General features: G+C 72.6%; 25 protein-coding genes. 14 read left to right on the plus strand and 11 right to left on the minus strand.

Annotated elements, in window-relative coordinates; genetic code table 11:
- The first annotated feature begins 160 nt into the window (after positions 1–160).
- From LMU33_RS12370 to LMU33_RS12390, 5 genes are all read left to right on the plus strand, one after another.
- Positions 161–1,906 (plus strand): MFS transporter, encoded by a 1,746-nt coding sequence (locus LMU33_RS12370; protein ID WP_228620022.1) that lies wholly within the window; start codon positions 161–163, stop codon positions 1,904–1,906.
- A gap of 149 nt (positions 1,907–2,055) precedes the next feature.
- Complete coding sequence (locus tag LMU33_RS12375; protein WP_228620024.1) at positions 2,056–2,709, plus strand: class I SAM-dependent methyltransferase; 654 nt, start codon at positions 2,056–2,058, stop codon at positions 2,707–2,709.
- A gap of 22 nt (positions 2,710–2,731) precedes the next feature.
- Positions 2,732–3,691, plus strand: coding sequence for an N-acetylmuramoyl-L-alanine amidase (locus LMU33_RS12380; protein ID WP_228620025.1), 960 nt, complete (start codon positions 2,732–2,734; stop codon positions 3,689–3,691).
- A gap of 83 nt (positions 3,692–3,774) precedes the next feature.
- Complete coding sequence (locus LMU33_RS12385) at positions 3,775–4,572, plus strand: DUF5336 domain-containing protein (protein WP_228620027.1); 798 nt, start codon at positions 3,775–3,777, stop codon at positions 4,570–4,572.
- Between the two features lie 105 nt (positions 4,573–4,677).
- A complete protein-coding gene (locus LMU33_RS12390) occupies positions 4,678–5,688 on the plus strand; it encodes an LLM class F420-dependent oxidoreductase (RefSeq protein ID WP_228620028.1) in 1,011 nt (336 codons plus the stop codon).
- On the opposite strand, the gene LMU33_RS12395 is transcribed toward LMU33_RS12390, so the two are convergent.
- Complete coding sequence (locus tag LMU33_RS12395; RefSeq protein WP_228620030.1) at positions 5,685–6,266, minus strand: hypothetical protein; 582 nt, start codon at positions 6,264–6,266, stop codon at positions 5,685–5,687. The genes LMU33_RS12390 and LMU33_RS12395 overlap by 4 nt on opposite strands.
- Before the next feature lie 129 nt (positions 6,267–6,395).
- On the opposite strand from LMU33_RS12395, the gene LMU33_RS12400 reads away from it, so the two are divergent.
- Complete coding sequence (locus tag LMU33_RS12400) at positions 6,396–6,689, plus strand: hypothetical protein (protein ID WP_228620031.1); 294 nt, start codon at positions 6,396–6,398, stop codon at positions 6,687–6,689.
- 10 nt (positions 6,690–6,699) lie between these two features.
- On the opposite strand, the gene LMU33_RS12405 is transcribed toward LMU33_RS12400, so the two are convergent.
- From LMU33_RS12405 to LMU33_RS12415, 3 genes are read right to left on the minus strand one after another with little or no spacing between them, the layout of a single operon-like run.
- Positions 6,700–7,770 (minus strand): prenyltransferase/squalene oxidase repeat-containing protein, encoded by a 1,071-nt coding sequence (locus LMU33_RS12405; RefSeq protein ID WP_228620033.1) that lies wholly within the window; start codon positions 7,768–7,770, stop codon positions 6,700–6,702.
- Positions 7,767–8,513, minus strand: a complete 747-nt coding sequence (locus LMU33_RS12410; protein ID WP_228620035.1) for a class I SAM-dependent methyltransferase — start codon at positions 8,511–8,513, stop codon at positions 7,767–7,769. The genes LMU33_RS12405 and LMU33_RS12410 overlap by 4 nt, the downstream gene beginning before the upstream one ends.
- Positions 8,507–9,928: a glycosyltransferase family 4 protein gene (locus LMU33_RS12415; protein ID WP_228620037.1), complete on the minus strand. Its 1,422-nt coding sequence runs from the start codon at positions 9,926–9,928 to the stop codon at positions 8,507–8,509. Before LMU33_RS12415 ends, LMU33_RS12410 begins: the two co-directional genes overlap by 7 nt.
- A gap of 220 nt (positions 9,929–10,148) precedes the next feature.
- Here LMU33_RS12415 and LMU33_RS12420 point away from each other — a divergent pair, with 220 nt between their 5' ends.
- Positions 10,149–10,805 (plus strand): TetR family transcriptional regulator, encoded by a 657-nt coding sequence (locus LMU33_RS12420; RefSeq protein ID WP_228620039.1) that lies wholly within the window; start codon positions 10,149–10,151, stop codon positions 10,803–10,805.
- Positions 10,806–10,847: 42 nt separating this feature from the next.
- Here the strand turns inward: LMU33_RS12420 and LMU33_RS12425 are convergent, their stop codons facing one another.
- The 6 genes from LMU33_RS12425 to LMU33_RS12445 form a co-directional block, all read right to left on the minus strand.
- Positions 10,848–11,255, minus strand: coding sequence for a hypothetical protein (locus LMU33_RS12425; RefSeq protein ID WP_228620040.1), 408 nt, complete (start codon positions 11,253–11,255; stop codon positions 10,848–10,850).
- Positions 11,252–11,620 carry a tetratricopeptide repeat protein gene (locus LMU33_RS12430; protein ID WP_228620042.1) on the minus strand — a complete coding sequence of 123 codons (369 nt, stop codon included), beginning with the start codon at positions 11,618–11,620 and terminating at the stop codon, positions 11,252–11,254. The genes LMU33_RS12425 and LMU33_RS12430 overlap by 4 nt, the downstream gene beginning before the upstream one ends.
- Positions 11,621–11,626: 6 nt before the next feature.
- Entirely contained in the window at positions 11,627–11,749 is a 123-nt protein-coding gene (locus tag LMU33_RS41375; RefSeq protein ID WP_283844127.1) for a hypothetical protein, read from the minus strand.
- Positions 11,750–11,809: 60 nt separating this feature from the next.
- The gene (locus LMU33_RS12435) at positions 11,810–12,043 is read right to left on the minus strand and encodes a ferredoxin (protein ID WP_228620044.1); all 234 of its coding nucleotides are present in this window, start codon (positions 12,041–12,043) and stop codon (positions 11,810–11,812) included.
- 3 nt (positions 12,044–12,046) lie between these two features.
- Complete coding sequence (locus LMU33_RS12440) at positions 12,047–13,498, minus strand: aldehyde dehydrogenase (protein WP_228620046.1); 1,452 nt, start codon at positions 13,496–13,498, stop codon at positions 12,047–12,049.
- A gap of 96 nt (positions 13,499–13,594) precedes the next feature.
- A complete protein-coding gene (locus LMU33_RS12445; protein ID WP_228620047.1) occupies positions 13,595–14,329 on the minus strand; it encodes a glycosyltransferase in 735 nt (244 codons plus the stop codon).
- Between the two features lie 197 nt (positions 14,330–14,526).
- Here LMU33_RS12445 and LMU33_RS12450 point away from each other — a divergent pair, with 197 nt between their 5' ends.
- Both LMU33_RS12450 and LMU33_RS12455 read left to right on the plus strand, forming a co-directional pair.
- On the plus strand, positions 14,527–15,558 hold the full coding sequence (locus tag LMU33_RS12450; RefSeq protein ID WP_228620049.1) for a Strvi_7410 family MBL fold metallo-hydrolase: 1,032 nt from the start codon (positions 14,527–14,529) through the stop codon (positions 15,556–15,558).
- Positions 15,559–15,643: 85 nt separating this feature from the next.
- Positions 15,644–16,096: a nuclear transport factor 2 family protein gene (locus tag LMU33_RS12455; RefSeq protein ID WP_228620051.1), complete on the plus strand. Its 453-nt coding sequence runs from the start codon at positions 15,644–15,646 to the stop codon at positions 16,094–16,096.
- On the opposite strand, the gene LMU33_RS12460 is transcribed toward LMU33_RS12455, so the two are convergent.
- Positions 16,093–16,791, minus strand: a complete 699-nt coding sequence (locus LMU33_RS12460; RefSeq protein ID WP_228620052.1) for a phosphotransferase — start codon at positions 16,789–16,791, stop codon at positions 16,093–16,095. The two genes, LMU33_RS12455 and LMU33_RS12460, sit on opposite strands and share 4 nt — an antisense overlap.
- A 324-nt stretch (positions 16,792–17,115) precedes the next feature.
- On the opposite strand from LMU33_RS12460, the gene LMU33_RS12465 reads away from it, so the two are divergent.
- Genes LMU33_RS12465 through LMU33_RS12485 form a run of 5 tightly spaced genes read left to right on the plus strand, consistent with a single transcriptional unit; the run spans position 17,116 to position 22,636 of the window.
- Positions 17,116–18,339: an SCO2321 family membrane protein gene (locus tag LMU33_RS12465; protein WP_228620054.1), complete on the plus strand. Its 1,224-nt coding sequence runs from the start codon at positions 17,116–17,118 to the stop codon at positions 18,337–18,339.
- On the plus strand, positions 18,336–18,962 hold the full coding sequence (locus tag LMU33_RS12470; RefSeq protein WP_228620055.1) for an SCO2322 family protein: 627 nt from the start codon (positions 18,336–18,338) through the stop codon (positions 18,960–18,962). Before LMU33_RS12465 ends, LMU33_RS12470 begins: the two co-directional genes overlap by 4 nt.
- Complete coding sequence (locus tag LMU33_RS12475; RefSeq protein ID WP_372477935.1) at positions 18,949–20,103, plus strand: CbiQ family ECF transporter T component; 1,155 nt, start codon at positions 18,949–18,951, stop codon at positions 20,101–20,103. Before LMU33_RS12470 ends, LMU33_RS12475 begins: the two co-directional genes overlap by 14 nt.
- Positions 20,100–21,809 carry an ABC transporter ATP-binding protein gene (locus LMU33_RS12480; protein ID WP_228620057.1) on the plus strand — a complete coding sequence of 570 codons (1,710 nt, stop codon included), beginning with the start codon at positions 20,100–20,102 and terminating at the stop codon, positions 21,807–21,809. The genes LMU33_RS12475 and LMU33_RS12480 overlap by 4 nt, the downstream gene beginning before the upstream one ends.
- Entirely contained in the window at positions 21,806–22,636 is an 831-nt protein-coding gene (locus LMU33_RS12485) for an ECF transporter S component (RefSeq protein WP_228620058.1), read from the plus strand. Before LMU33_RS12480 ends, LMU33_RS12485 begins: the two co-directional genes overlap by 4 nt.
- Positions 22,637–22,820: the final 184 nt, after the last annotated feature.

Below are 22,820 nucleotides of genomic sequence, written 5' to 3' on the forward strand. Positions count from 1 at the left end.
GCGCACACTAGAACGTGTTTCACTAACCCACCAGACCCTGACACCAGATCAGAAACCCATGAGCTGGTCAAGGATTCATTAGAGGCCCGAAGCAACGGAATAGTTGCCTGCGCATACGAGGTTCACCGAGCACTTATTCCTACGGGGAGGCCTCGACTCCATGACCCACACGACGACCGACCAGCCGGCCCGGAGAGCGGGCGGCGCCGTGGTCCCGGTGCTCGCCTTCGCGGGCATCGTCGTCGCGGTGATGCAGACGCTGCTCGTGCCGGTCATCAAGGACCTGCCGCAGCTGCTGCACACCGCGCCCTCCAACGCCACCTGGGTCCTCACCTCGACCCTCCTGTCCGGCGCCGTCGCCACCCCGATCATGGGCCGGCTCGGCGACCTCTACGGCAAGCGCCGGATGCTGATCCTCAGCCTCGCCGTGATGGTGGTCGGCGCCCTGGTCAGCGCGCTCACCAGCGAACTGCTCACCATGATCGTCGGCCGTACCCTCCAGGGCTTCGCCATGGGCGCGATCCCGCTCGGCATCGGCCTCATGCGCGACATGCTGCCGCGCGAGAAGCTCGGCTCGGCGATGGCCCTGATGAGCTCCTCGATCGGCGTCGGCGGCGGCCTCGCGCTGCCCGCCGCGGCCCTGGTCGCACAGCACACCAACTGGCACGCCCTGTTCTACGGTGCCGCCGGCCTCGGCGTTCTCGCCATCGTCCTCACGCTCGTCGTCGTTCCCGAGTCCCCGATGCGGGCGGAGGGCTCCTTCGACCTGCTGGGCGCGCTGGGCCTGTCGACCGGCCTGGTGCTGCTCCTGCTGCCCATCACCAAGGGCAGCGACTGGGGCTGGTCCTCGGGTACGACACTCGGCCTGTTCGCCGCCTCGGTCGTGGTCCTCCTGCTGTGGGGCCTGTTCGAGCTGCGCCACCGTGCGCCGCTGGTCGACCTGCGCACCACCGCGCGCCCGGCCGTCCTGTTCACCAACCTCGCGTCGATCATGGTCGGCGTGGCGTTCTACGTCGTCTCCCTGGTCCTGCCCCAGCTGCTCCAGCTGCCGAAGGCCACCGGCTACGGCCTGGGCCAGTCCATGGTCGTCGCCGGTCTGTGCGTGGCCCCGCTGGGCCTGACGATGATGTTCACGGCTCCGGTGTACGCCCGGCTGTCCGCCAAGTACGGCCCGAAGGTCACCCTCATCATCGGCCTGCTGATCATCGCGATCGGCTACGGCGGCGGGCTCGGCCTGATGGACGCGGCCTGGCAGACGATCGTCACCTCCGTGGTCCTCGGCGCGGGTATCGGCCTCGCCTACTCCTCGCTGCCCGCCCTGATCGTCGGCGCGGTCCCGGCCTCGGAGACCGGCGCGGCCAACGGCCTCAACACGCTGATGCGGTCCATCGGAACGTCGGTGTCCAGTGCCGTCATCGGCATGGTGCTCGCCAACACGGCGAACAACGTCGGCGGCATCGCGATCCCGACCATGCACGGGTTCCGGGTGTCCTTCCTGATCGCCACGGCCGCCGTGGCGGTGGGCCTGCTGCTCGCGCTGTTCCTGCCGAAGGCCTCCAGGCCGGGGCAGCAGCACACGCAGCTGCGGGCCAGCAGCGAGGAGGACGCCTCGCTGGAGCGGGCCGAAGAGGTGCTGCGGGGATTCCGGGGCCGGGTGCTCGGTGCCGACGGTGTTCCGGTCGCCCGGGCCAAGGTCACGCTGATCGACCGGCGGGGCCGGCAGGCCGGGGCGGCCGTCTCCGACGAGGACGGCAGCTATGCGCTCGCGGTGCCGGCGCAGGGCGCGTACGTGCTCGCCGCGAAGGCCTCCGGCCATGGGCCGCATGCGTCTTCCGCCACGCATTCGGGTGAGCCGCGGGCTGTCGAGCTGGATCTTTCGTTGCCCGGGGAGACTGTGAGCGCCTAGAGCTCGGGGGTCTCTCGTCTGGCGGCTGACCCCCGTCATGGCCATGCGCGCAGTTCCCGCGCCCCCATGAAACGCACCCCCTGTCGAAAAGCGGCCGGGGGTGCGGCAGCATGGGCGGCTGGAACAGTCGTACGACCGGAAGGCCGCCCATGCCCGCCAGCGCCCCCAAGCCCGAGATCCTGGCCGCGTTCGAGGCGGCCAAGGGGTTCATGCCCGTGGACGAGGGGCTGGCGCTGTACGAGGCCGCCGTGGAGGCGGGGCGGCTGGGGCTGCCCCTGCTGGAGGTCGGGACGTACTGCGGGCGGTCCACCGTGCTGCTCGCCGACGCCGCCCGGGAGGCGGGCGTCACCGCGCTGACCGTCGATCACCACCGGGGCAGTGAGGAGCAGCAGCCCGGGTGGGACTACCACGACCCCGAGACCGTCGACCCCGAGGTCGGGCTGATGGACACCCTGCCGGCCTTCCGGCGGACCCTGTTCAAGGCGGGCCTGGAGGAGCACGTGGTCGCCCTCGTGGGCCGCTCGCCGCAGATCGCGGCCATCTGGAACTCCCCGCTCGGTCTCGTCTTCGTCGACGGCGGGCACACCGACGAGCACGCGGGCGCCGACTACGAGGGCTGGGCGCCCCATGTGGCCGAAGGCGGACTGCTGGTCATCCACGACGTCTTCCCGGAGCCCGAGGACGAGTTCACCGGGCAGGCGCCGTACCGCGTGTACCTGCGGGCACTTGGGTCCGGGGCGTTCACGGAGGTCTCGGTGACCGGCTCCCTGCGCGTCCTGCGGCGAACGGAAGCGGGGATCTGAGGCCCCGGTTAGAGTCGCAGACGTGTCGTACCTAGGCCCGGAGTTCGATCCCCCGCAGCCGCGCCGGCCCCGGCGCGGCCCGCTGACCGTGGCGCTCGCCGCGCTGGTGCCCGGTGCGCTGCTCGGCTGGGTGGTGTACGAGGAGGTGGGCGGGGGTGCCGGCAGCGGCGGCGCGGACCGTACGGCCTCCGCCGCCCCGGCGTCCGGTACGTCCGCCGTGCCCTCCCCGTCCGGTCACCCGGCTTCCCCTTCCCCCTCCGCGACGGACGACGGCAAGCAGCCCTCGGGGAGTTCCGCGTCCGGCCCGCTCAAGGGCAAGGTCGTCGTCATCGACGCGGGGCACAACCCGGGCAACTTCCAGCACACGGCCGAGATCGACCGCAAGGTGGACATCGGCACCAACTTCAAGGAGTGCGACACCACCGGGACGTCCACCAACGACGGGTACACCGAGGCCCGGTTCACCCTGGACGTCGCCCACCGGCTGCGCACGCTGCTGGAGGAGCAGGGCGCCACGGTGAAGCTGACCCACGACGGCGACAGCCCGGCCTGGGGGCCCTGCGTGGACGAGCGGGCCCGGATCGGCAACGACGCCCACGCCGACGCGGCGATCTCGATCCACGCCGACGGTTCGGCGGAGGGCAACCGCGGCTTCCATGTCATCCTGCCGGGCTCCGTGCACGCCGGTGCCGCCGACACCCGGCCGATCGTCGGGCCCTCGCACGACCTCGGGGTGCGCATCGCCGGGAACTTCGTGCGCGACACCGGGGAGCCGCCGTCCAACTACCTCGGGAACGGTACCGGTCTCGTCACACGTACGGACCTGGGCGGTCTCAATCTGTCAACGGTTCCGAAGGTGTTCATCGAGTGCGGCAACATGCGCGATAGCAAGGACGCGGCACTGCTGACCAGCGGCGCCTGGCGGCAGAAGGCCGCGCAAGGGATCTCTGAGGGAATCGTGAGTTTCCTGCGCGGTTCGTGACCGACGGGCGGAACCGACCGGACAGCCGGATCTTGCGGACGGTAGTGTCTACCGACGACGAGACGACCTACGAAGGACCTGAAGTGAATATCCGCTCCCTCACTAGAGGCGACGGCGTGGTGATCGGAGCAGCGGTGGTGCTGTTCATCGCGTCGTTCCTCACTTTCGAGAGCTTCTCCGGCTTCGGCACCAGCGAGAGCCGGAACGCCTGGGACAGCCTGGGTACGGGCCTGGGTATCTACATGGGCGCGGTGATCGGTGCCGTCCTCATCGTCGTCAACCGGTGCCTGCCGCAGCCCCGCAAGGTGCTCGGGCTCGACCTCGGACAGGTCGGCGCCGCGTTCCCGGTCCTGGCGGCCTGGGCGCTGCTGTGGACACTGATCGACGTGCCCGACGGTGTGGACGCCGGCGCCGGTCTCATCCTCGGTCTCATCGCCGCTCTGGTTCTCGCGGGTGCCGCCATCGCCACCCCGCTCTCCCCGCCGCTGCAGGCCGCCCTCCTCCCGGCCCCCAAGCCGGTCGCCCCGCAGCCCTACGGCGCCCAGCCGCCCGGTGGTTACGGCTACCCGGGTGCCCAGCCGCAGCCGGGCCAGCCGTACGGGGCCCAGCCGCAGCCGGGTCAGCCGTTCGGGCAGCAGCCTGCCCCGCAGGGTGCTCCGGCGGCCGCGCAGCCGCCCGCCGGGGACTTCTCGCCGTTCTGGTTCGCCGTGCCGGTGACCCGTCCGCTGTTCGCCGAGGACGGCTCGCCGACCCCGATCGCCGAACTGGCGCCGGGCACCTGGTACCTGGCCGTCGAGCAGCGCGGTGCCGCGCTGGTCGCGCAGACCCAGGACGGCCGCCGCGGTGTGCTCCAGGACACCTCCGGCATCCAGCGCGGCTGAGCCCCGCACAGCGTCGCGCACGGCCCCTCGCCCTTCCGGGCGGGGGGCCGTTGTCGTACAGTCGCCTCCCGGCAGTGAACTGACGGTTCGTCAGGAGGCAGGCGCATGCGGCTCGGTCTCGCACTCGGCTACTGGGGACGCGGCCCGGACGCCGGTCATGTGCCGCTCGCCCGGGAGGCGGAGCGGCTCGGGTACCACTCGGTGTGGACGGCGGAGTCCTGGGGCTCGGACGCCTTCACCCCGCTGACCTGGATCGCCGCGCGGACCTCAAGGATCCGGCTGGGGACGGCCGTTGCCCAGATGGCCGCCCGCTCGCCGGCCGCCACCGCGATGCACGCGCTCACCCTGGACCACCTCTCCGGCGGGCGGATGATGCTCGGGCTGGGGCTGTCCGGGCCACAGGTGGTGGAGGGCTGGTACGGCCGCCCGTTCCCGAAGTCGCCGCTGACCGCCACCCGGGAGTACGTGGACGTCGTACGGCAGGTGCTGCGGCGGGAGGCGCCGGTGGCGTCCGGCGGGCGGTTCCATCCACTGCCGTACCGGGGGCCGGACGGCACCGGGCTCGGCAGGCCGCTGAAGTCCATCACCCATCCGCTGCGTCCGGACCTGCCCGTGCTGCTCGGCGCCGAGGGCCCGAAGAACGTGGCCCAGACCGTCCGTGTCGCCGACGGCTGGCTGCCGCTGTACTGGGCGCCGAGCCGGCCGGAGGTGTACGGGGACGTGGTGCACGAGCTGCCGGAGGGGTTCCTGGTGGCGCCGATGGCCCGGGTGAAGGTGTGCGACGACGTGGCCGAGGGGCTGCTGCCCGTGAAGGCCATGCTCGGCTTCTACATCGGCGGCATGGGCCACTCCTCCCGCAACTTCCACGCCGACCTCATGGCGCGCATGGGATACGAGCAGGAGGCCCGGCGGATCCAGGAGCTGTTCCTGGCCGGGCGGCGGGAGGAGGCCGTGCTGGCCGTGCCGGACGCCTTCGCCGACGAGATCTCGCTGGTCGGACCGCGTGAACGCATCGCCGAGCGGCTGGAGTTGTGGCGCACCGGCCCGGTGACGGACCTGCTGGCCCTGTCACCGGACCCGCACAGCCTCAGGGTGCTGGCGGAGCTGAACTCCTAGCCGCCCTGGGACAGCTGGGACGCCGAGGGCACCTGGTTCTTGACCGGGGCGTCGGCGCTGCTGCCCGCGCCCTTGACCTTGTTGATGACGTCGTTGAAGGCGTTGGCCGCGTTCCCGTCGCCGCTGCGGAGCTTGGACGGCAGGTTCTTCAGGCCCTCGATGGCGGCGCTGAGCGGGGCGAGCGCCTTGGACAGCAAGGGGTCGCCCTGGGCGTTGCGGACGGCCGCCTTGAGCCGGTTGTAGGTGAACGCGCCGGCCAGACCGGCCTTGACCAGGGTCATCTTGCGGCCGTGGGCGCCCTTCTTGAACTTGCCCGCCTTCCAGGGCTTCACGATCCACTGGTAGGTCGCGCCCGCCGCGAGGCCCGCGTTCGCCACGAACCGGGCCTTGGCGAACTTCTGCCGTTCGGCGGAGGTGGTCGGGCTGGGGGTCGGGCTGGGGGTGTCGGCGGCGGCGGCCTGGACCGCCGCGGTGTCCTTCGTACTGGTCTTCTCGCTGCTGCCACAGGCTGTGGAACCGGCCAGCAGGGCGCAGCTCAGCGTGAGCGCCACCACGAGGCGCCGTATCGGTACGGGCACGGGGTCCTCCGGACGTGTCCTCCCCGAGCGGACTGCTTCCTCCGGCAGCCTCACCCGGGACGGCCGGGTACCGCCACTCCGGCGCCGCCGTTCGGGTTTCACCGCTCGCCGCCCGGCAATCCGGAAGGTATGTCCCCTCGATATCGTAACGGTGCCAATCAGGCCGGAACGGTCATCGCGGTCGTCGCCGACGTCATGGCGGTGATCCTCGGCCTGTGGATCCTGATGTACCTGCTGGACGCCAACCGTGCCAACAGCCTGGTCCAGTTCGTCCACCACGCCGCCGCCTGGCTGGCGGGATGGTCCCACGACCTGTTCACGTTCAACGAGGCCTGGGCGAGGGTGGTCGCGGGCTACGGCCTGGCCGCGGTGGTGTACCTGTTCGTGGGCCACGCCATCGCCAACCGGATACACCGGCACTGAGCCGTGCGGGCTAGCCGCAGCAGTCGGTGTCCAGGCCGGCCGGCAGACGCTCCCCGCCGAAGACCGCGCACGTCGCCTCGTGGCCGCCCAGCGCCGCGACGGCGAGGAGCAGGGAGCCGGCCGTCCACGTGGTCAGTTCGCGGGGCCAGATCGCGTCGTCCTCGAAGACGTAGCCCGTCCAGTACAGGCCGCTGTCCGGATCACGCAGGTGCTGGATGGACTGGAGGATCTCCAGGGCGCGGTCCGACTCCCCCACCGCCCACAGGGCCAGGGCGAGCTCGCTGGACTCGCCGCCGGTGACCCACGGGTTGGGGACCACGCAGCGCACGCCTGCGTCCGGTACGACGAACCGGTCCCAGGACTCCGCTATCCGGGCCCTGGCCTCCTCGCCGGTGAGCGCGCCGCCGAGCACCGGGTAGTACCAGTCCATCGAGTAGCGGTCCTTGTCGAGGAAGCGCTCCGGGTGCCGGCGGATCGCGTGCCTGAGTCCCCCGAGCGCCAACTCCCAGTCGGGCTGCGGCTCTTCACGCTGCTCGGCGATGGCGAGCGCGCAGCGCAGCGCGTGGTGGATCGAGGAGCTGCCGGTCAGCAGGGCGTCCCCGGTGGGCGTGCCGTCGTCCTCGCGGCGCCAGCCGATCTGGCCGCCGGGCTGCTGCAGGGCGAGCACCCACTCCACGGCCGCGTAGACGCACGGCCACATGCGGTCCAGGAACGTGTCGTCGCCGGTGGAGAGATAGTGGTGCCAGACGCCTACGGCGATGTAGGCGACGAAGTTCGACTCGCGGGCGCGGTCGGTGACCTCGTCGTGGGCGCCGTCGGCGTAGGCGGCGTACCAGGAGCCGTCCTCGTTCTGGTGCCGGGCCAGCCACTCGTAGGCCCGCTCGGCGGCCTCGTGCTCGCCGGCCGCGTCCAGGGCCATCGCGGCCTCGGTGTGGTCCCACGGGTCCAGGTGGTGGCCGCGGAACCACGGGATCGCGCCGTCCTCCCGCTGTTCGGCGAGGATGCCGCGGACGGTCGCGGCGGCCTGCCCGGCGGTGAGGACCCCGGGCAGGACGAGGTGTTCTGTCCGGGGGGTGGTCACTCGGCGGCCGCCTCTTCGGTGAGACGCGGCAGGTGCGGCTTGGTCGCGTAGACCACGAAGCTCTTGCCGATCAGCGGGTTCAGCGCCTGCTCGGCGACCCGGGTGGCGAGCGGCTTCTTCATGATGTCCCAGACCAGCAGCTTGTGGTACGCCCGCACCGGCAGCGCCTTGTCGTTGTCGACGCCGAACGCGCACTTCAGCCACCAGTACGGCGAGTGCAGCGCGTGGGCGTGGTGGCTGCCGTACGGCTTCAGGCCCGCCTCGCGGATCCTCGCCACGAGTTCGTCGGCCTTGTAGATGCGGATGTGGCCGCCCTCGACCTCGTGGTAGGCGTCGGACAGTGCCCAGCAGACCTTCTCCGGGCCGTAGCGCGGCACGGTGACGGCGATACGGCCGCCCGGCTTGAGCACGCGGACCATCTCGGCGAGCACGCCCTTGTCGTCGGGGATGTGCTCCATCACCTCGGAGATGATGACGACGTCGAAGGACTCGTCCGGAAAGGGAAGGGCGAGCGCGTCGCCCTCCATGGCCGTGGCGGTGGCGCCCTCGGGTGCCTCCCCGGCCTCCTTCATCGCCGCGAACCACTTGGCGACCTCGCGGATCTCCTCGCCGTTCTGGTCCAGGGCCACGACCTGGGCGCCGCGCCGGTAGCACTCGAAGGCGTGCCGGCCGGCCCCGCAGCCGAGGTCCAGGACTCGGTCGCCCGGGGCGAGCGGGAACCGGGAGAAGTCGACGGTCAGCACGTGGCCCTGCTTTCGGAAGAGACGCCTGCAACGCTTGCTGGGGCCGCGGAGCGGCCGGGAATCGGGGCGGCGGTGGGGGTGCCCCCCGGCGGCCCTGTTCGAGCGTGGGAGAGGCCGGCGCGGGCGATGGCCTCGCGGTAGTGGGCCACCGTGCCCTCGGCGGCGCGGGCCCAGGTGAAGTGCCGTAGCACCCGCTCGCGGCCGGCGCGGCCGAGCCGTACCCGCAGCTCCGTGTCCCCCAGCAGCCGGCCCAGCCCGGCGGCCAGCGCGCCCGCGTCGCCGGGCGGCACCGCGAGGCAGGTCTCGCCGTCGCGGCCGGCTACCTCGGGGATCGCGCCGCCGGTCGTGGCGACCAGCGGGGTGCCGGTGGCCATGGCCTCGGCGGCGGGCAGCGAGAAGCCCTCGTACAGCGAGGGCACACAGGCCACCTCGGCCGAGCGGATCAGGTCGACCAGTTCGGCGTCGGAGATGCCCTTGACGAACTCGACGGCGTCTTCGAGGCCGTACCGTTCGATCGCCGCCGCGACCGGCCCTTCCTCGGGGCGCTTGCCGACGACGACGAGATGGGCGGCCGGGTGCTCGGTGCGCACCTTGGCCAGCGCCTCCACCAGGAACACCAGCCCCTTGAGCGGTACGTCGGCGCTGGAGGTGGTGACGATCCGGCCCGGCACCTCGGGCACGGCCGGATTCGGCGCGAACAGATCGGTGTCGGCGCCGATGTGGACCACGTGCACGCGGTCGTCGCGGACGCCGAGGTGGTCGACGATCTCCTGCCGGGAGCTGCCGGAGACGGTGAGGACCGAGGGCAGCCGGCGCGAGACGCGCTTCTGCATCCGGGTGAAGGCGTACCAGCGGCGCACCGAGTAGCGGCGCTTCCAGCCCTCGGCCGCGTCCAGCTCCAGCTGCCGGTCGACGGTGATGGGGTGGTGGATGGTGGTGACCAGGGGCGCGCCGATGTCTCCCAGCAGACCGTAGCCGAGGGTCTGGTTGTCGTGGACGACGTCGAACGCACCGCGCCGGGCGCGCAGATGGCGGCGGGCGCGGAGGGAGAAGGTCAGCGGCTCGGGAAAGCCGCCGGTCCACATCGTGGCGACTTCCAGGGCGTCGATCCAGTCCCGGTACTCGTCCCGCCTGGGGGTGCGGAAGGGGTCGGGCTGGCGATAGAGGTCGAGGCTGGGCAGCTCGGTCAGGGTGAGTCGGGGGTACCCCTCGTCGAGCACGGGGTACGGCTGCGAGCCGATGACCTCGACCCGGTGTCCGAGCCGGGCGAGCTCGCGCGAGAGGTGCCGTACGTAGACACCCTGGCCGCCGCAGAACGGGTTCCCTTTATAGGTGAGGAGCGCGATGTCGAGCGGTCGCTCGCCGTCGGCAGCGGGGTCCTCGTCGACGCCCGCCACACGGGCCTCAGCGGTCACTCCGTGCCCCCTTCTGCCTGCACTGTCCCGCGAGACTACGTCGGGACGCTAATCTAGAACAAGTTTCAGACTTGATCGTTCAAGAGGCTCTGAATCTACCGGCAGGTAGGGGCGCTGTGAGCAGTGGATCAGGTGATTCACGCCACGGCGCGGCGCCCTGCCATGCTGTGTGATCACGTGCCCCACAGACGCCTTCACCGACTGTCACGGAACGGGACCCATGCCTGCGGAAGCCAGTGTTTCGAGGTCTTCCCCCACTCTCGGCCTCGCTCGAGCGGGGGGACCGCCACCGCCGCCCCTGACCGAGCGCCAGGAGGCCCGCCGCCGCCGGATCCTGCACGCGAGCGCCCAGCTGGCCAGCCGGGGCGGTTTCGACGCCGTGCAGATGCGCGAGGTCGCCGAGTCCTCGCAGGTGGCGCTCGGCACCCTGTACCGCTACTTCCCCTCCAAGATCCACCTGCTGGTGGCCACGATGCAGGACCAGCTGGAGCACATGCACGGCACCCTGCGCAAGAAGCCCCCGGCCGGCGACACGGCCGCCGAGCGGGTCGCCGAGACGCTGATGCGGGCCTTCCGCGCCCTGCAGCGCGAGCCGCACCTGGCCGACGCGATGGTCCGCGCCCTGACCTTCGCCGACCGCAGCGTCTCGCCGGAGGTCGACCAGGTCTCCCGCCAGACCACCCTGATCATCCTGGACGCGATGGGGCTGGAGAACCCCACCCCCGAGCAGCTCTCGGCGGTCCGCGTCATCGAACACACCTGGCACTCGGCCCTCATCACCTGGCTCTCCGGCCGCGCCTCCATCGCCCAGGTGAAGATCGACATCGAGACGGTGTGCCGGCTGATCGACCTGACCGGGCCGGGCGGGCACGCCTGACCTGAGCGCCCCACCGTGGAGCGGGCCGGGCGCGGCCGGCCCTCAGCCGGCCGGTGCCAAACCGCTCCACGCGCGTCCCGAAGGCGTCTGCGTGACCCACTGGTCCAGCAACCGCCGCGCCTCCTCCTCCGAGGCCGCCAGGGACACCTGCTGGGCGCCCCCGTGGACGCTGTGCCCCCGCTCCAGCGTGCCCTCGCTGCAGCAGGCGCACAGCAGCTCGAAGCTGCTCGCCGGCTCGGCGCCGTAGCCCTGCGCCACGAACGGCTCGACCAGCGCTTCGATGTCGGCGGCCTCGCCCGCGTTCACCGTGACGGTGAACGTCGGCAGGCCGGAGGCCTCGAAGAGGAGGAGTTCGTCGAAGACGGGGTACTCGCGGCCGTCCACGACCCGGCGGCCCTTCGGCTCGCCGTCGTGGACGACGATCTCGCCGAAGCGGCGGCCGGCGGTCACCGGTACGTTCTCCCCCAGCTCTCAACTTCGTTCGAGCCGGGGGGAACCCCATCCCGGCCGCGGGTCGGGCACAGCCGGTCGATCCAGACGACCTCCCGCTCCCCGCCCGTGTCCAGGCGCACGCAGGCCGGCCCGAACCGCCCGTTGATCTCGCCCTCGCCCTCCGGCAGTTGGATGCCGAAGCCGGTCCACGCCTGCCGGGCCGTCGCCCAGTCGCGCTGGATGGTGGCGGCGATGCCCAGGTTCCAGTGGGCCGGTTCGCCCTCGCCGCGCGGGGCGCGCGCGGCGGCCTCGCGGCCCAGCTCGTACGCCTTGGCCCAGTTGCGCAGGAACTTGTGGGCGAGCGCGGCGTCGTACCACCACACCGCGCTCTACGGCAGGTCCGGGAAGCCGGCGAGGACCCGCTCCAGCAGCCCGGCCGCGGTCAGCCAGTCCTCGGCGTCCCATGCCTCGTACGCCTGCCTGATCAGCTGCTCGGCCTCGGGCTCGTGCACGTTTCCCACCCTCGTCGGTACGTCGGAACCGCTGGAGCGTATCCGGCGGCTCCGACACCGCTACTCCTCGGGCGGGAACACCGCCTCCCCGCTCCCCACCAGTGTGATCACGATCGCCTCCACCGGGCAGCTCTCGGCCGCCTCCAGGACCGGTTCGGCGGCGTCGGTGTCCGGTTCCACCGGGTGGGACTGGCGGGCGGAGTCGAGGCGGAAGGCGTGCGGGGCGTGGTGGAGGCACTGGGCCGAGCCGATGCACACCGACCGGTCGACCTCGACGTGCCAGCGGTCGCCCATGGCCTACGCCCCCGCCGGCAGGTGGATCATCTTGTGCTCGAGGTAGGCGCCGTACCCCTCCGGGCCGAACTCCCGGCCCAGCCCGGAGTTCTTGTAGCCGCCGAACGGGCCCAGCATGTCCAGGCTGAAGGTGTTGACCGAGTAGGTGCCGGTGCGGACCCGCCTCGCCACGTCGATGCCGTGCTCGACGTCGGCCGTCCACACGCTGCCGGACAGGCCGTAGTCCGAGTCGTTGGCGATCTTCACGGCCTCTGCCTCGTCGCCGTACGGGAGCAGGCAGATGACCGGGCCGAAGATCTCCTCGCGGGCGATCCGCATGGAGTTGTCGACGTCGCCGAAGAGGGTCGGTTCGACGTACCAGCCCTTCTCCAGACCCGCCGGCCGGCCGCCGCCGGTGAGGATCTTGGCGCCCTCCTCCTGGCCGATCCGGATGTAGTCGAGGTTGCGCTGCTGCTGGCGGCGGGCGACCAGCGGGCCGACCTGGGTCGCCGGGTCCAGCGGGTCGCCGACCTTCAGCGCGCTCGCGGCGGCCGCGAAGGCGTCGGCGAACTCGTCGTAGCGGGCGCGCGGGACGAGGATGCGGGTCTGGGCCACGCACGCCTGCCCGTTGTTCATCCAGGCCGCCGGTACGATCCCGGCCACCGCCGTCTGCACGTCCGCGTCCGGCAGGACGACCGCCGCCGACTTCCCGCCCAGCTCGAGGGTGACCCGGGTGAGGTTGCGCGCGGCGACCTCCATCACCCGCTTGCCCGCCGCGACCGAGCCGGTGAAGGAGATCTTGTCGATGCCGGGGTGGCCGACCAGGTACTCGCCGACCTCGCGGTCGGCGGGAAGGATGGAGAGCACGCCCTCGGGCAGCCCGGCGTCCCGTGCGATCTCCCCCAGGAGATACGCGTCGAGCGGGGACTCCGGGGACGGCTTCAGTACGACCGTGCAGCCGGCCAGCAGCGCGGGCGCGAGCTTGGCGGCGGCGACGAACTGCGGGACGTTCCAGGGGACCACGGCGGCGACCACACCGACCGGCTCGCGGCGGACGAGGATCGGGCCGAGGACACCGTCCCGGCGCTCCTCGTACGTGTAGTCCCGCGCGACCCCGATCGCGGCGTCCCACACCATCATCGCGCCGAGCGCCTGGGCGAGGACGCTCCAGGAATAGGGGGAGCCGTTCTGGGCGGAGATCACCCGGGCGATCTCCTCGTGCCGGGCCGCGATGCCGTCCTTGATGCGGGTGACGACCTCGATCCGCTCCTCCAGGGTCGCCCGCGGCCAGGGCCCCTCGTCGAAGGCGCGGCGCGCCACCGCCACCGCCCGGTCCACGTCCTGCGGGGAGGCGTGCGGCACCCGGCCGATGACCTCTTCGGTGTGCGGGGAGATCACCTCGATGACGTCCTTGCCCAGGGGGTCGGTCAACTCCCCGCCGATGAACAGCTGTCCGTGTTCCACGAGCTCGGTCATGGCCGACTGCCTCCCACCGCACCGCACGTTTCTGACGCTGTTTCAGGACTGATATCAGTTCCGGTTGAACTAGGCCAGAGCCAGAGCCCGGTCCGCCTACTGCGGCCACTTCCAGCCCGACTCGCGCAAGGCGCGGGCTCGTTGCGTGAGCGCGTCGATCCGGGTGGCCGCTTCCGCCGGTTCCCAGTAGCGCTTCGATGCGGTCGTCTGATCGGGATGCTTGCGATAAAGGACGCTGGGCTCCGCTATGAACTCGCCGGGTGCCACGGCTTCTGCGGCCAGGAGCAGAGCAACCGTCTCGGCTCCGGACAGTGCCTGCCAGCCGCCGAGGGCGAGCACCAGGCGACGATGGGCGGCGAATGTGGTCGCCTGAACGGACAGTCGCTGTTCGAGCACCTCGCGATAGAAGCGTGCGGGCTCCAGGGGGCCGCCCGGAGGGTCGTGCGGACCCGGCGCGGTGCTCCCGTCCTCGTGGAGGTCGACGCAGGCGGACACGCACCACGGAACGCGTTCCAGGGTCTCGATGTCCCGCTCCAGCGCGCCCGGCAGCAGTACGTCGTCCGCGTCCAGCGTCCGGATCAGCTCTCCGTTCGCGCGCGCGAGGGCGTGTGTGCGTGTCACCGCCGTGCGCGCGCGCAGTCCCGTGCCGAACGTGATCCTGGGATCGCCCGGCAGGCTGTTCGCGGGGATACCCGAGGCACCGTCTTCCTGCACGCACCATTCCCATTGCCAGTCGTCCGGGAGCTTCTGTTCGCGCAGGGATTCATAGGTGTCACCGATGAAGTGGTGGCCGCCGTCGTGAACTGCCGTGATGACGCTGATGGTTCGCATGCAATGGTCCTGCCATAAAGGGATGAGCCAATTGTGATCATGACATGAACCAGTGGCCAAGGTTTTGCTCTCGGTGTCACAGGGCTATACCCGAGGCGCATCTGCCACACGGGTTACGGCCCCACTTATCTGACGCTCAATCAGTTCTGGTTATAGTGGGCAATGGGCGTGGGTGCGGGCGGTGGGGCGGAGGGCTGATGGCGACGACGTTCGAGCACGGCGGGGGCGTGCGGTCCGTGGCCGTGCCCATCCCGGACAACCCCCTCGGTCACACGCTGGTCTACGTCGTGGCGACCGACCGCGGCCCGGTGCTGGTCGACACCGGGTGGGACGACCCGGCGTCCTGGGACACGCTCGTGGCGGGGCTGGCCGCCTGCGGTACGGCGGTGCCGGAGGTGTACGGCGTCGTCATCACGCACCACCACCCGGACCACCACGGCCTGTCGGCCAGGGTGCGCGAGGCCTCCGGTGCCTGGGTGGCGATGCACGCCGCCGACACCGCGGTCGTGCGGCGCACCCGGGAGGCCCGGCCGGAGCGCTGGTTCAGCTACATGAGCGCCAAGCTGGCGGCGGCCGGCGCGCCCGAGGAACACCTGGCGCCGCTCCGCGCACCCCGTACCCCCCGCACCCTGCCCGGCCTCTCCCCCGCCCTCCCGGACCGGGAGATCGTCCCCGGCGAGCTCCTCGACCTGCCCGGCCGCAGACTGCGCGCGATCTGGACCCCCGGCCACACACCGGGCCACGTCTGTCTGCACCTGGAGGAGGATCACCCGGACCACCGACTTCCGGGTCGTGGACGGCTGTTCAGCGGCGATCACCTCCTCCCCCGGATCACCCCGCACATCGGCCTGTACGAGGACCCCGACGACGCGACCGTCACCGACCCCCTCGGCGACTACCTCGACTCCCTGGAGCGGATCGGCCGCCTCGCCCCCGCCGAGGTCCTCCCCGCACACCAGCACGCCTTCACCGACGCGCCGGGCCGGGTACGGGAGTTGCTCGCCCACCACGAGGAGCGCCTGGCCGGCCTGCTCGCGCTGCTCGCCGAGCCGCTCACGCCGTGGCAGCTGGCCGAGCGCATGGAGTGGAACCGCCCCTGGGCCGAGATCCGCTACGGCTCCCGGAACATCGCCGTCTCGGAGGCCGAGTCCCATCTGCGCCGCCTGGTCAAACAGGGCCGGGCGGAGCCGGTGGCGGGGAGCGAGCCGGTGGCGTACGTGGCGGTGTGAAGCGGCCTGGCGGTGTGAAGCGGTCCTGGCGGCCTGGCGGTCCAAATGACTCGCCTCGTGCGCGGCGGCCCTGTTACACAGGCTCATGAACCTCGTCGACGCACTTCTCGCCCAGCACGCCTGCGAACACGTCATCCTGCACTTCGTCCGCCGTCTCGACCTGGGTGAACCGGCCGACGTGGCCGACCTGTTCACCGAGGACGGCGTCTGGGAGTGGCCTCCGCCGGGGGACGGGCGCCGGATCGAGGGCCGGGAGGCGCTGCGCGCGTACTTCGGCTCCCGCCCCGCCGACCGGCTCTCCCGCCGCCTGATGTCCAATGTGCTGGTCACGATCACCGGCCCGGACTCGGCGAGCGCCACCTCGTACTTCGCGACGTACCGCGTCGACGGATACGAGGGAGGCGACCCCGTTCCCGCCGGGCCGCCCGTCCAGGTGGGTCACTACGAGGACACCTTCCGCCGGGTCGACGGCAAGTGGCTGATCGCCTCCCGCACCCTGCACCTGCCCTTCGGCGGCGACACCCCGAGGGTCGGCTAGGGGATGGGGCGCCACTGCGCCACGCTGCGTATCAACTGCTCGGCGTCCGCGAGGAGTTCGACCTCGCGGGCCGTCATCGTCGGATTGGCCGCCCTGCGCCTGCGCGCCTGAGTCAGCCCCTCCTCCGTGAGGTCCGACGGGTCGGCCAGCAAGGCCGCGAGCATGTCGTGGGCCGGACCGGCGAGCGGGGTGTCGTCCACGGCGACCTGGGCGAGGATCACCGCCGACATGCCCCAGTCCAGGCCGGGGTGACCGTCCTCGGTGTTGGACCAGTCGATCACGCGGGGGCCGTCGGGGGTGAGCATCACGTTGTCGGGGTGCAGGTCGAGGTGGAGCACGCGGGCTCGCGGGTCGGCCGGGTCCCGGCCCGGTACGGCGTGCAGTTGCCGCAGCAGGGACGCCAACAGGGTGCCCGCCTCCGCCACGTCGGCCCGCCCCTCGGTGAGGGCGGTCAGCAGGGTCGGGCCGGACAGTCGTTCCAGCACCAGGTCGGTGCGTGAGCCGGTGGGCCGTACCCGGGGTGCCGGATAGCCGTGTTGCCGGACGTACGCCATCACGGCGCCCTCGGCGGCCGCGTCCCCCCAGCCGTCCCGGTCGCGGCGCAGCACCCAGGCGTCGTCGATCTCGTACACGTCGGCCGAGCGGCCCGCGCCCAGCAGTCTCCCCGTTTCCGCCACGACCGTGACCCTAGTCACCGCACCACCGTGTGCACAGCCACTCCTCAGCGCGCTCTGGACGGCCGGTAAAGTGGCGGCGTCGTCATCACACCCGTACGGGGGGAAGCCGGTGCAATTCCGGCGCTGACCCTCCCCCAACTCTCGGCTTCGCTCGAGCCGGGGGCACCCCCATCCGTGAGCCGCCATTCGGCGGTGAGCCGGACCGCCCCGGGCGGGACGTTGACCGGCTCGCGTGCGTCGGCGGTCCGCCGCGCACGGCACCGTCGAGGTTTACGGAGCCGAGCCGCCCGGGGTGTCTCCCGTGCGCTGCCCGGCTCCCCGCAGGAGAGGCAGTCGCCGACCATGAACGTCCGCCGCAGTGCCGCGGCTCTCGCCGCCATAGGCGTGCTGGCCGCCGCCGCGCCCGCCACGGCCGCCGGGCAGTCCCCGTCCCCCTCTCCCAAGGTCGCGATCCCGTCCGGGCTGTACGGAAAGTCCGACCCGACCTACGACGGCGTGTGGCGTCAGTCGCTGACGCTCATCGCCCAGCGGACCCTCGGCTACCGGCCGGCGGCGCAGGCCGTGGACTGGCTCGCCGGCCAGCAGTGCGCGAGCGGCGCCTTCGCCGCGTTCCGCGCCGCCCCCGCCAAGGCCTGCGACGGCAAGGTCATGGTGGACACCAACAGCACGGCCGCGGCCGTCCAGGCCCTGAAGGCGGCCGGCGGGCACGACGACGCCGTCGGCAAGGCGGTGACCTGGCTGAAGTCCGTGCAGAACAAGGACGGCGGCTGGGGCTACTCGCCCGGCGGGGCCAGCGACACCAACTCAACCTCCGTCGTCATCGGCGCGCTCGCGGCGACGGGCATGGATCCGGCGAGCGCCGGCAAGGCGGGCAAGTCCCCCTACGACCTCCTCGCCGCCATGGCCCTCCCCTGCGACCAGGACGGCGGCGGCGCCCTCGCCTACCAGCCGGACAAGAAGGGCAAGCCGGCCGCCAACGCGGACGCCACGGCGGCCGGGGTGCTCGGCGCCCTCGGCAAGGGGTTCGTGGCCCAGGCCGGCAGGGCGCCCGCGCACAACGCGTGCGCCAAGGCCGGCCGTCCCACCCCGGCCCAGGTCGCCGACAACGCCGGCGCCTATCTGGCCGCGGCCGTGGGCAGGACGGGGCACCTGCAGTCCGCGCTGCCCGGCGCCAAGGACCAGCCGGACTTCGGCAACACCGCGGACGCGGTGGTCGCGCTCGCCGCGGACGGCCGGACCGAGCAGGCGAAGACGGCGTACGACTGGCTGGAGAAGAACGCCGGGAACTGGGCGGCGCAGAGCGGTCCGGCGGCGTACGCCCAGCTGATCCTCGCCGCGCACGCGGTCGGCGCCCAGCCCGGTGACTTCGGCGGCACCAGCCTGGTCCGGTCCCTCAACGAGCTCGGCCCGGCACCGGCCATGGACTCCGCCGCGCACGAGACGAAGAAGGCCGAGAGGTCCGGCAGCGGGTCGGGCCTCGGCGTCTGGTGGTTCGTCGGCGTCTGCCTCGTCGCGGGCATCGGCGTCGGCTTCCTGCTCAGCGGCCGGAAGAAGCGGCAGCCGTGAGGGCCGTCCGCCGCGCCGCGAGCCTGCTGTGCGCCGCGCTGGTCCTGCTGGCCGGGGCGGGGCAGGCGCACGCCACCGGTTACCGCTACTGGTCCTTCTGGGAGCGGTCGGGCGGGCACTGGGCGTATGCCACGCAGGGCCCGTCGACCGCCCGTCCCGACGACGGTGCCGTGGAGGGCTTCCGCTTCGCGGTGAGCGCGGACTCGGCGGACGCGAGCCGGCCGCGCGGGGCGGCGGACTTCGGCACGATCTGTTCGGGCACCCCCGCCAGGTCCGGTACGAAACGGGTGGCTCTGGTCCTCGACTTCGGCACCCCCGCGGACGCGCCGTCCGGCGAGACACCGCCGGCCCGCCGTACGGCGTGCGCCCGCGTGTCGCCCGACGCGACGACCGCCGACGCCCTGGCGGCCGTCGCCCCGCCCCTGCGCTACGACACCAACGCCCTGCTGTGCGCGATCGCGGGGTATCCGAAGAAGGGGTGCGGGGAACAGGTGGCCTCCGGCCGGAAGAGCGGCTCGGACAGCGGGCCTTCTCTGGGGTTGCCGGTCGGTGCGGGGGCGGTCGTCCTCCTGGGAGGCGCGGCGGTGTGGCAGTTCCGACGGCGGCGCAATGTCTCGGGATGACTGCGGGCCGGATGTGGCTGGTCGCGCAGTTCCCCGCGCTCCTGGGGAACCGCAGCACCGCACACTGCGAAGTGCCGTTCATCCCGGTGCCTGGTGGCTCTGGGCGTTGAGTCTCGGTACCGCCGCCACCCGCACCACCAACCCCCTCCTCCTCGCCCTGCTCATATCCGCCTCCGCCTACGTCGTCGCGACGCACCGCAGCACCACCGGCGCCCCCACCGCCCACGCCTACACGGCCTTCGCCAAACTCGCCCTCGCCGTGCTCCTCGTCCGCGTCGTCTTCGCGGTGGCGCTGGGCTCCCCCATCCCCGGCACCCACACCCTCGTCACCCTCCCCGAGGTCCCCCTCCCCCACTGGGCGCAGGGCATCCGTCTGGGCGGAAGGGTCACGGCGGAGGCGCTCGTCTTCGCCGCCTACGACGGGCTGAGGCTGGCCGCCCTCCTGGTCTGCGTCGGCGCGGCGAACGCGCTCGCCGGCCCCACCCGCCTGCTCAAGTCCCTCCCCGGCGCGCTGTACGAGACCGGCGTCGCCGTGGTCGTCGCCCTCACCTTCGCCCCGCACCTCATCGCCGACGTCCGGCGTCTGCGCGCCGCCCGCCGCCTGCGGGGCCGTCCGGACCGGGGGCTGCGCGGCCTGCTCCAGGTCGGACTGCCGGTGCTGGAGGGCGCGTTGGAGCGCTCGGTCGCGCTCGCTGCGGCGATGGAGGCCCGCGGCTACGGCCGTACCGTCGAGGTTCCCGCCCGGATCCGCCGTACGACGGCCGCGCTCACCCTCGGCGGACTGCTCGGCGTGTGCGCGGGAACGTACGGACTGCTCACCGCGGAGGGCGGCGCGTACGGCGTCCCGTTGCTGCTCGCCGGTGTCGGCGCGGCCCTCGCGGGGCTGCGGCTCGGCGGCCGGCGTTCGCCGCGCACCCGGTACCGCCCGGACCCGTGGGACGTACGGGCCTGGCTGGTCACCGGCTCGGGCGCCGTGGTCGCCGCGCTGCTCAGCCTGGCCTCCGCCCGCGACCCGGAGGCGCTGCACCCGGGTGTCGTGCCCCTCGTCGCCCCCACCCTGCCCCTGTGGCCCGCCGCGGCGATCCTCCTCGCCCTTCTGCCCGCCTTCGTCGTACCCAAGGACCCCAGGGAGCCGTCGTGATCCGCTTCGAGGATGTCAGCGTGATGTACGACGGTGCGGCCGGACCCGCTGTGCGGGGCGTCGACTTCGAGGTGCCGGAGGGCGAACTCGTGCTGCTCGTCGGCCCCTCCGGGGTCGGCAAGTCGACCGTGCTCGGCGCGGTGAGCGGTCTCGTGCCGCACTTCACCGGCGGCACCCTGCGCGGCCGCGTCACGGTGGCGGGCCGGGACACCCGTACCCACAAGCCGCGTGAACTCGCCGACGTGGTCGGCACGGTGGGCCAGGACCCGCTCGCCCACTTCGTGACCGACACCGTGGAGGAGGAACTCGCCTACGGCATGGAGTCGTTGGGCCTCGCCCCGGAGGTCATGCGGCGCCGGGTCGAGGAGACCCTCGACCTGCTGGGGCTGGCCGGACTGCGCGACCGCCCGATCGCCACCCTCTCCGGTGGCCAGCGGCAGCGGGTCGCGATCGGCTCGGTCCTCACCCCGCACCCGCGGGTGCTGGTCCTGGACGAGCCGACCTCGGCCCTGGACCCGGCCGCGGCGGAGGAGGTCCTGGCGGTGCTCCAGCGCCTGGTCCACGACCTCGGCACGACGATCCTGATGGCCGAGCACCGCCTGGAACGCGTGATCCACTACGCCGACCGAGCCGTCCTCCTGCCCGGTCGCGGCGAGGCCCCGGTCGTCGGTTCCCTGCCCGAGGTGATGGCGGTGTCGCCGGTGTACCCCCCGGTGGTGGGCCTGGGCCGCCTGGCGGGCTGGTCGCCGCTCCCCCTGACCGTCCGGGACGCCCGCCGTCACGCCGCCGGCCTGAGGGAACGCCTGGTCACGTCCGCACCTGCGGGTGCGTCGGGGCTGGTCGCGCAGTTGCCCGCGCCCCGGGGCGCGGCCCCCGTAGCCGCGGACGGCCCTGGCACGGGGCGCCGACTCCGGTTCCGGCGCCGTCCCGCCCCCACCCCAAAAACCCCGCAACCGCACACCGCCGAGGTCCGCTCCCTCTCCGTGCGGCGGGCCCGCATCGACGCCCTGCGGCGCGTGGACCTCACCGTCGCCCCCGGCGAGACCATCGCGCTCATGGGCCGCAACGGCGCCGGCAAGTCCACCCTCCTCGGCTCGCTCGTCGGACTGGTGGCGCCCAGTGCCGGAAACGTGCGGGTCGGCGGGGTCGAACCCCACCGCACCGCACCCCCCGACCTCGTACGCCGCGTCGGCCTGGTCCCCCAGGAACCGCGGGACCTCCTCTACGCCGACACGGTCGCCGACGAGTGCGCGGCGGCCGACCGGGACGCGGGAGCCGGGCCGGGGACCTGCCGGGCGCTGGTGTCGGAGCTGTTGCCGGGCATCACGGACGACACCCACCCCCGCGATCTGTCCGAGGGGCAGTGCCTGGCGCTCGCCCTGGCCGTCGTGCTGACCGCCCGCCCGCCCCTCCTCCTGCTCGACGAGCCGACCCGCGGCCTGGACTACGCGGCCAAGGCCCGCCTGGTGGCCGTGCTGCGCGGCCTGGCCGCCGAGGGCCACGCGATCGTGCTGGCCACGCATGACGTGGAGCTGGCGGCCGAGCTCGCGCACCGGGTGGTGCTGCTGGCGGAGGGGGAGGTCATCGCCGACGGGCCGACGGCGCAGATCGTCGTCTCCTCGCCGTCCTTCGCCCCGCAGGTGACGAAGATCCTCGCCCCGCAGCAGTGGCTCACCGTCGCCGAAGTACGCAAGGCCCTGGCATGAGGGCCCCGAGCGCCGCGCGGCTGCACGCCGTCCGTCTCGGCCCCCGCTCGCTCGCCGCGCTGGCCCTGGTCAGCGCGGTCGGTGTGGTCGCCTTCGGCTGGCCCTTCCTCGCTCCGCCCACCTCGCAGCTGAGCGCCCACGCCCAGGACGCGCCCTGGCTCTTCGCGGGCCTGCTCGTCCTGCTGGTCGCGGTCGTGGGGGCGACGATCTCGGAGTCGGATCTCGGGCCGAAGGCCGTGGCCATGCTGGGCGTGCTGGCCGCGACGGGGGCCGCGCTGCGGCCGATCGGCGCGGGTACGGCGGGGATCGAGCCGATGTTCTTCCTGATGGTGCTCAGCGGGCGGGTGCTGGGCCCCGGCTTCGGGTTCACCCTGGGCTCGGTGACGATGTTCGCGTCCGCCCTGCTCACGGGCGGGGTCGGACCGTGGCTGCCGTTCCAGATGCTGTCGATGGGCTGGTTCACGATGGGCGCCGGGCTGCTGCCGGGCCCGGTCCGGCTGCGGGGCCGGGCCGAACTGCTGCTCCTCGCGGTCTACGGCTTCCTCGCCGCCTTCGCCTACGGCACGGTCATGAATCTGGCCGGGTGGCCGTTCATGGGCGGTGCCGCCTCGAACATCTCCTTCGGCGCCCATGCCTCCGTCCCCGCCAACCTGGCCCGTTTCGTGGCCTACTGCCTGGCCACCTCGCTCGGCTGGGACCTGGGCCGGGCCCTGTGCACGGTGGTGCTGACCCTCGTCCTCGGCCCTGCCGTGCTGCGCGCGCTGCGCCGGGCCACGCGGCGGGCCGCTTTCGAGACCGCGGTCACATTCGACGACCCCGCCGCGTGACGGGCGGCACAGCGGACGGTGCCGCTGGGTGAGGCGCCGTATCCAGGTCGTGAGCGAGACGGTGAAGCACCCCACATGACGCACGTCACCTACGATTCGGGGCCGTAGCGACAAATGTCCGATACATCCCTTCGGACACCCCCGCTGACCTGCGCTTTGCGACCCACGTCACAGAGCCGACCTT

Source organism: Streptomyces barringtoniae (assembly GCF_020819595.1).
Taxonomy (GTDB): domain Bacteria; phylum Actinomycetota; class Actinomycetes; order Streptomycetales; family Streptomycetaceae; genus Streptomyces; species Streptomyces barringtoniae.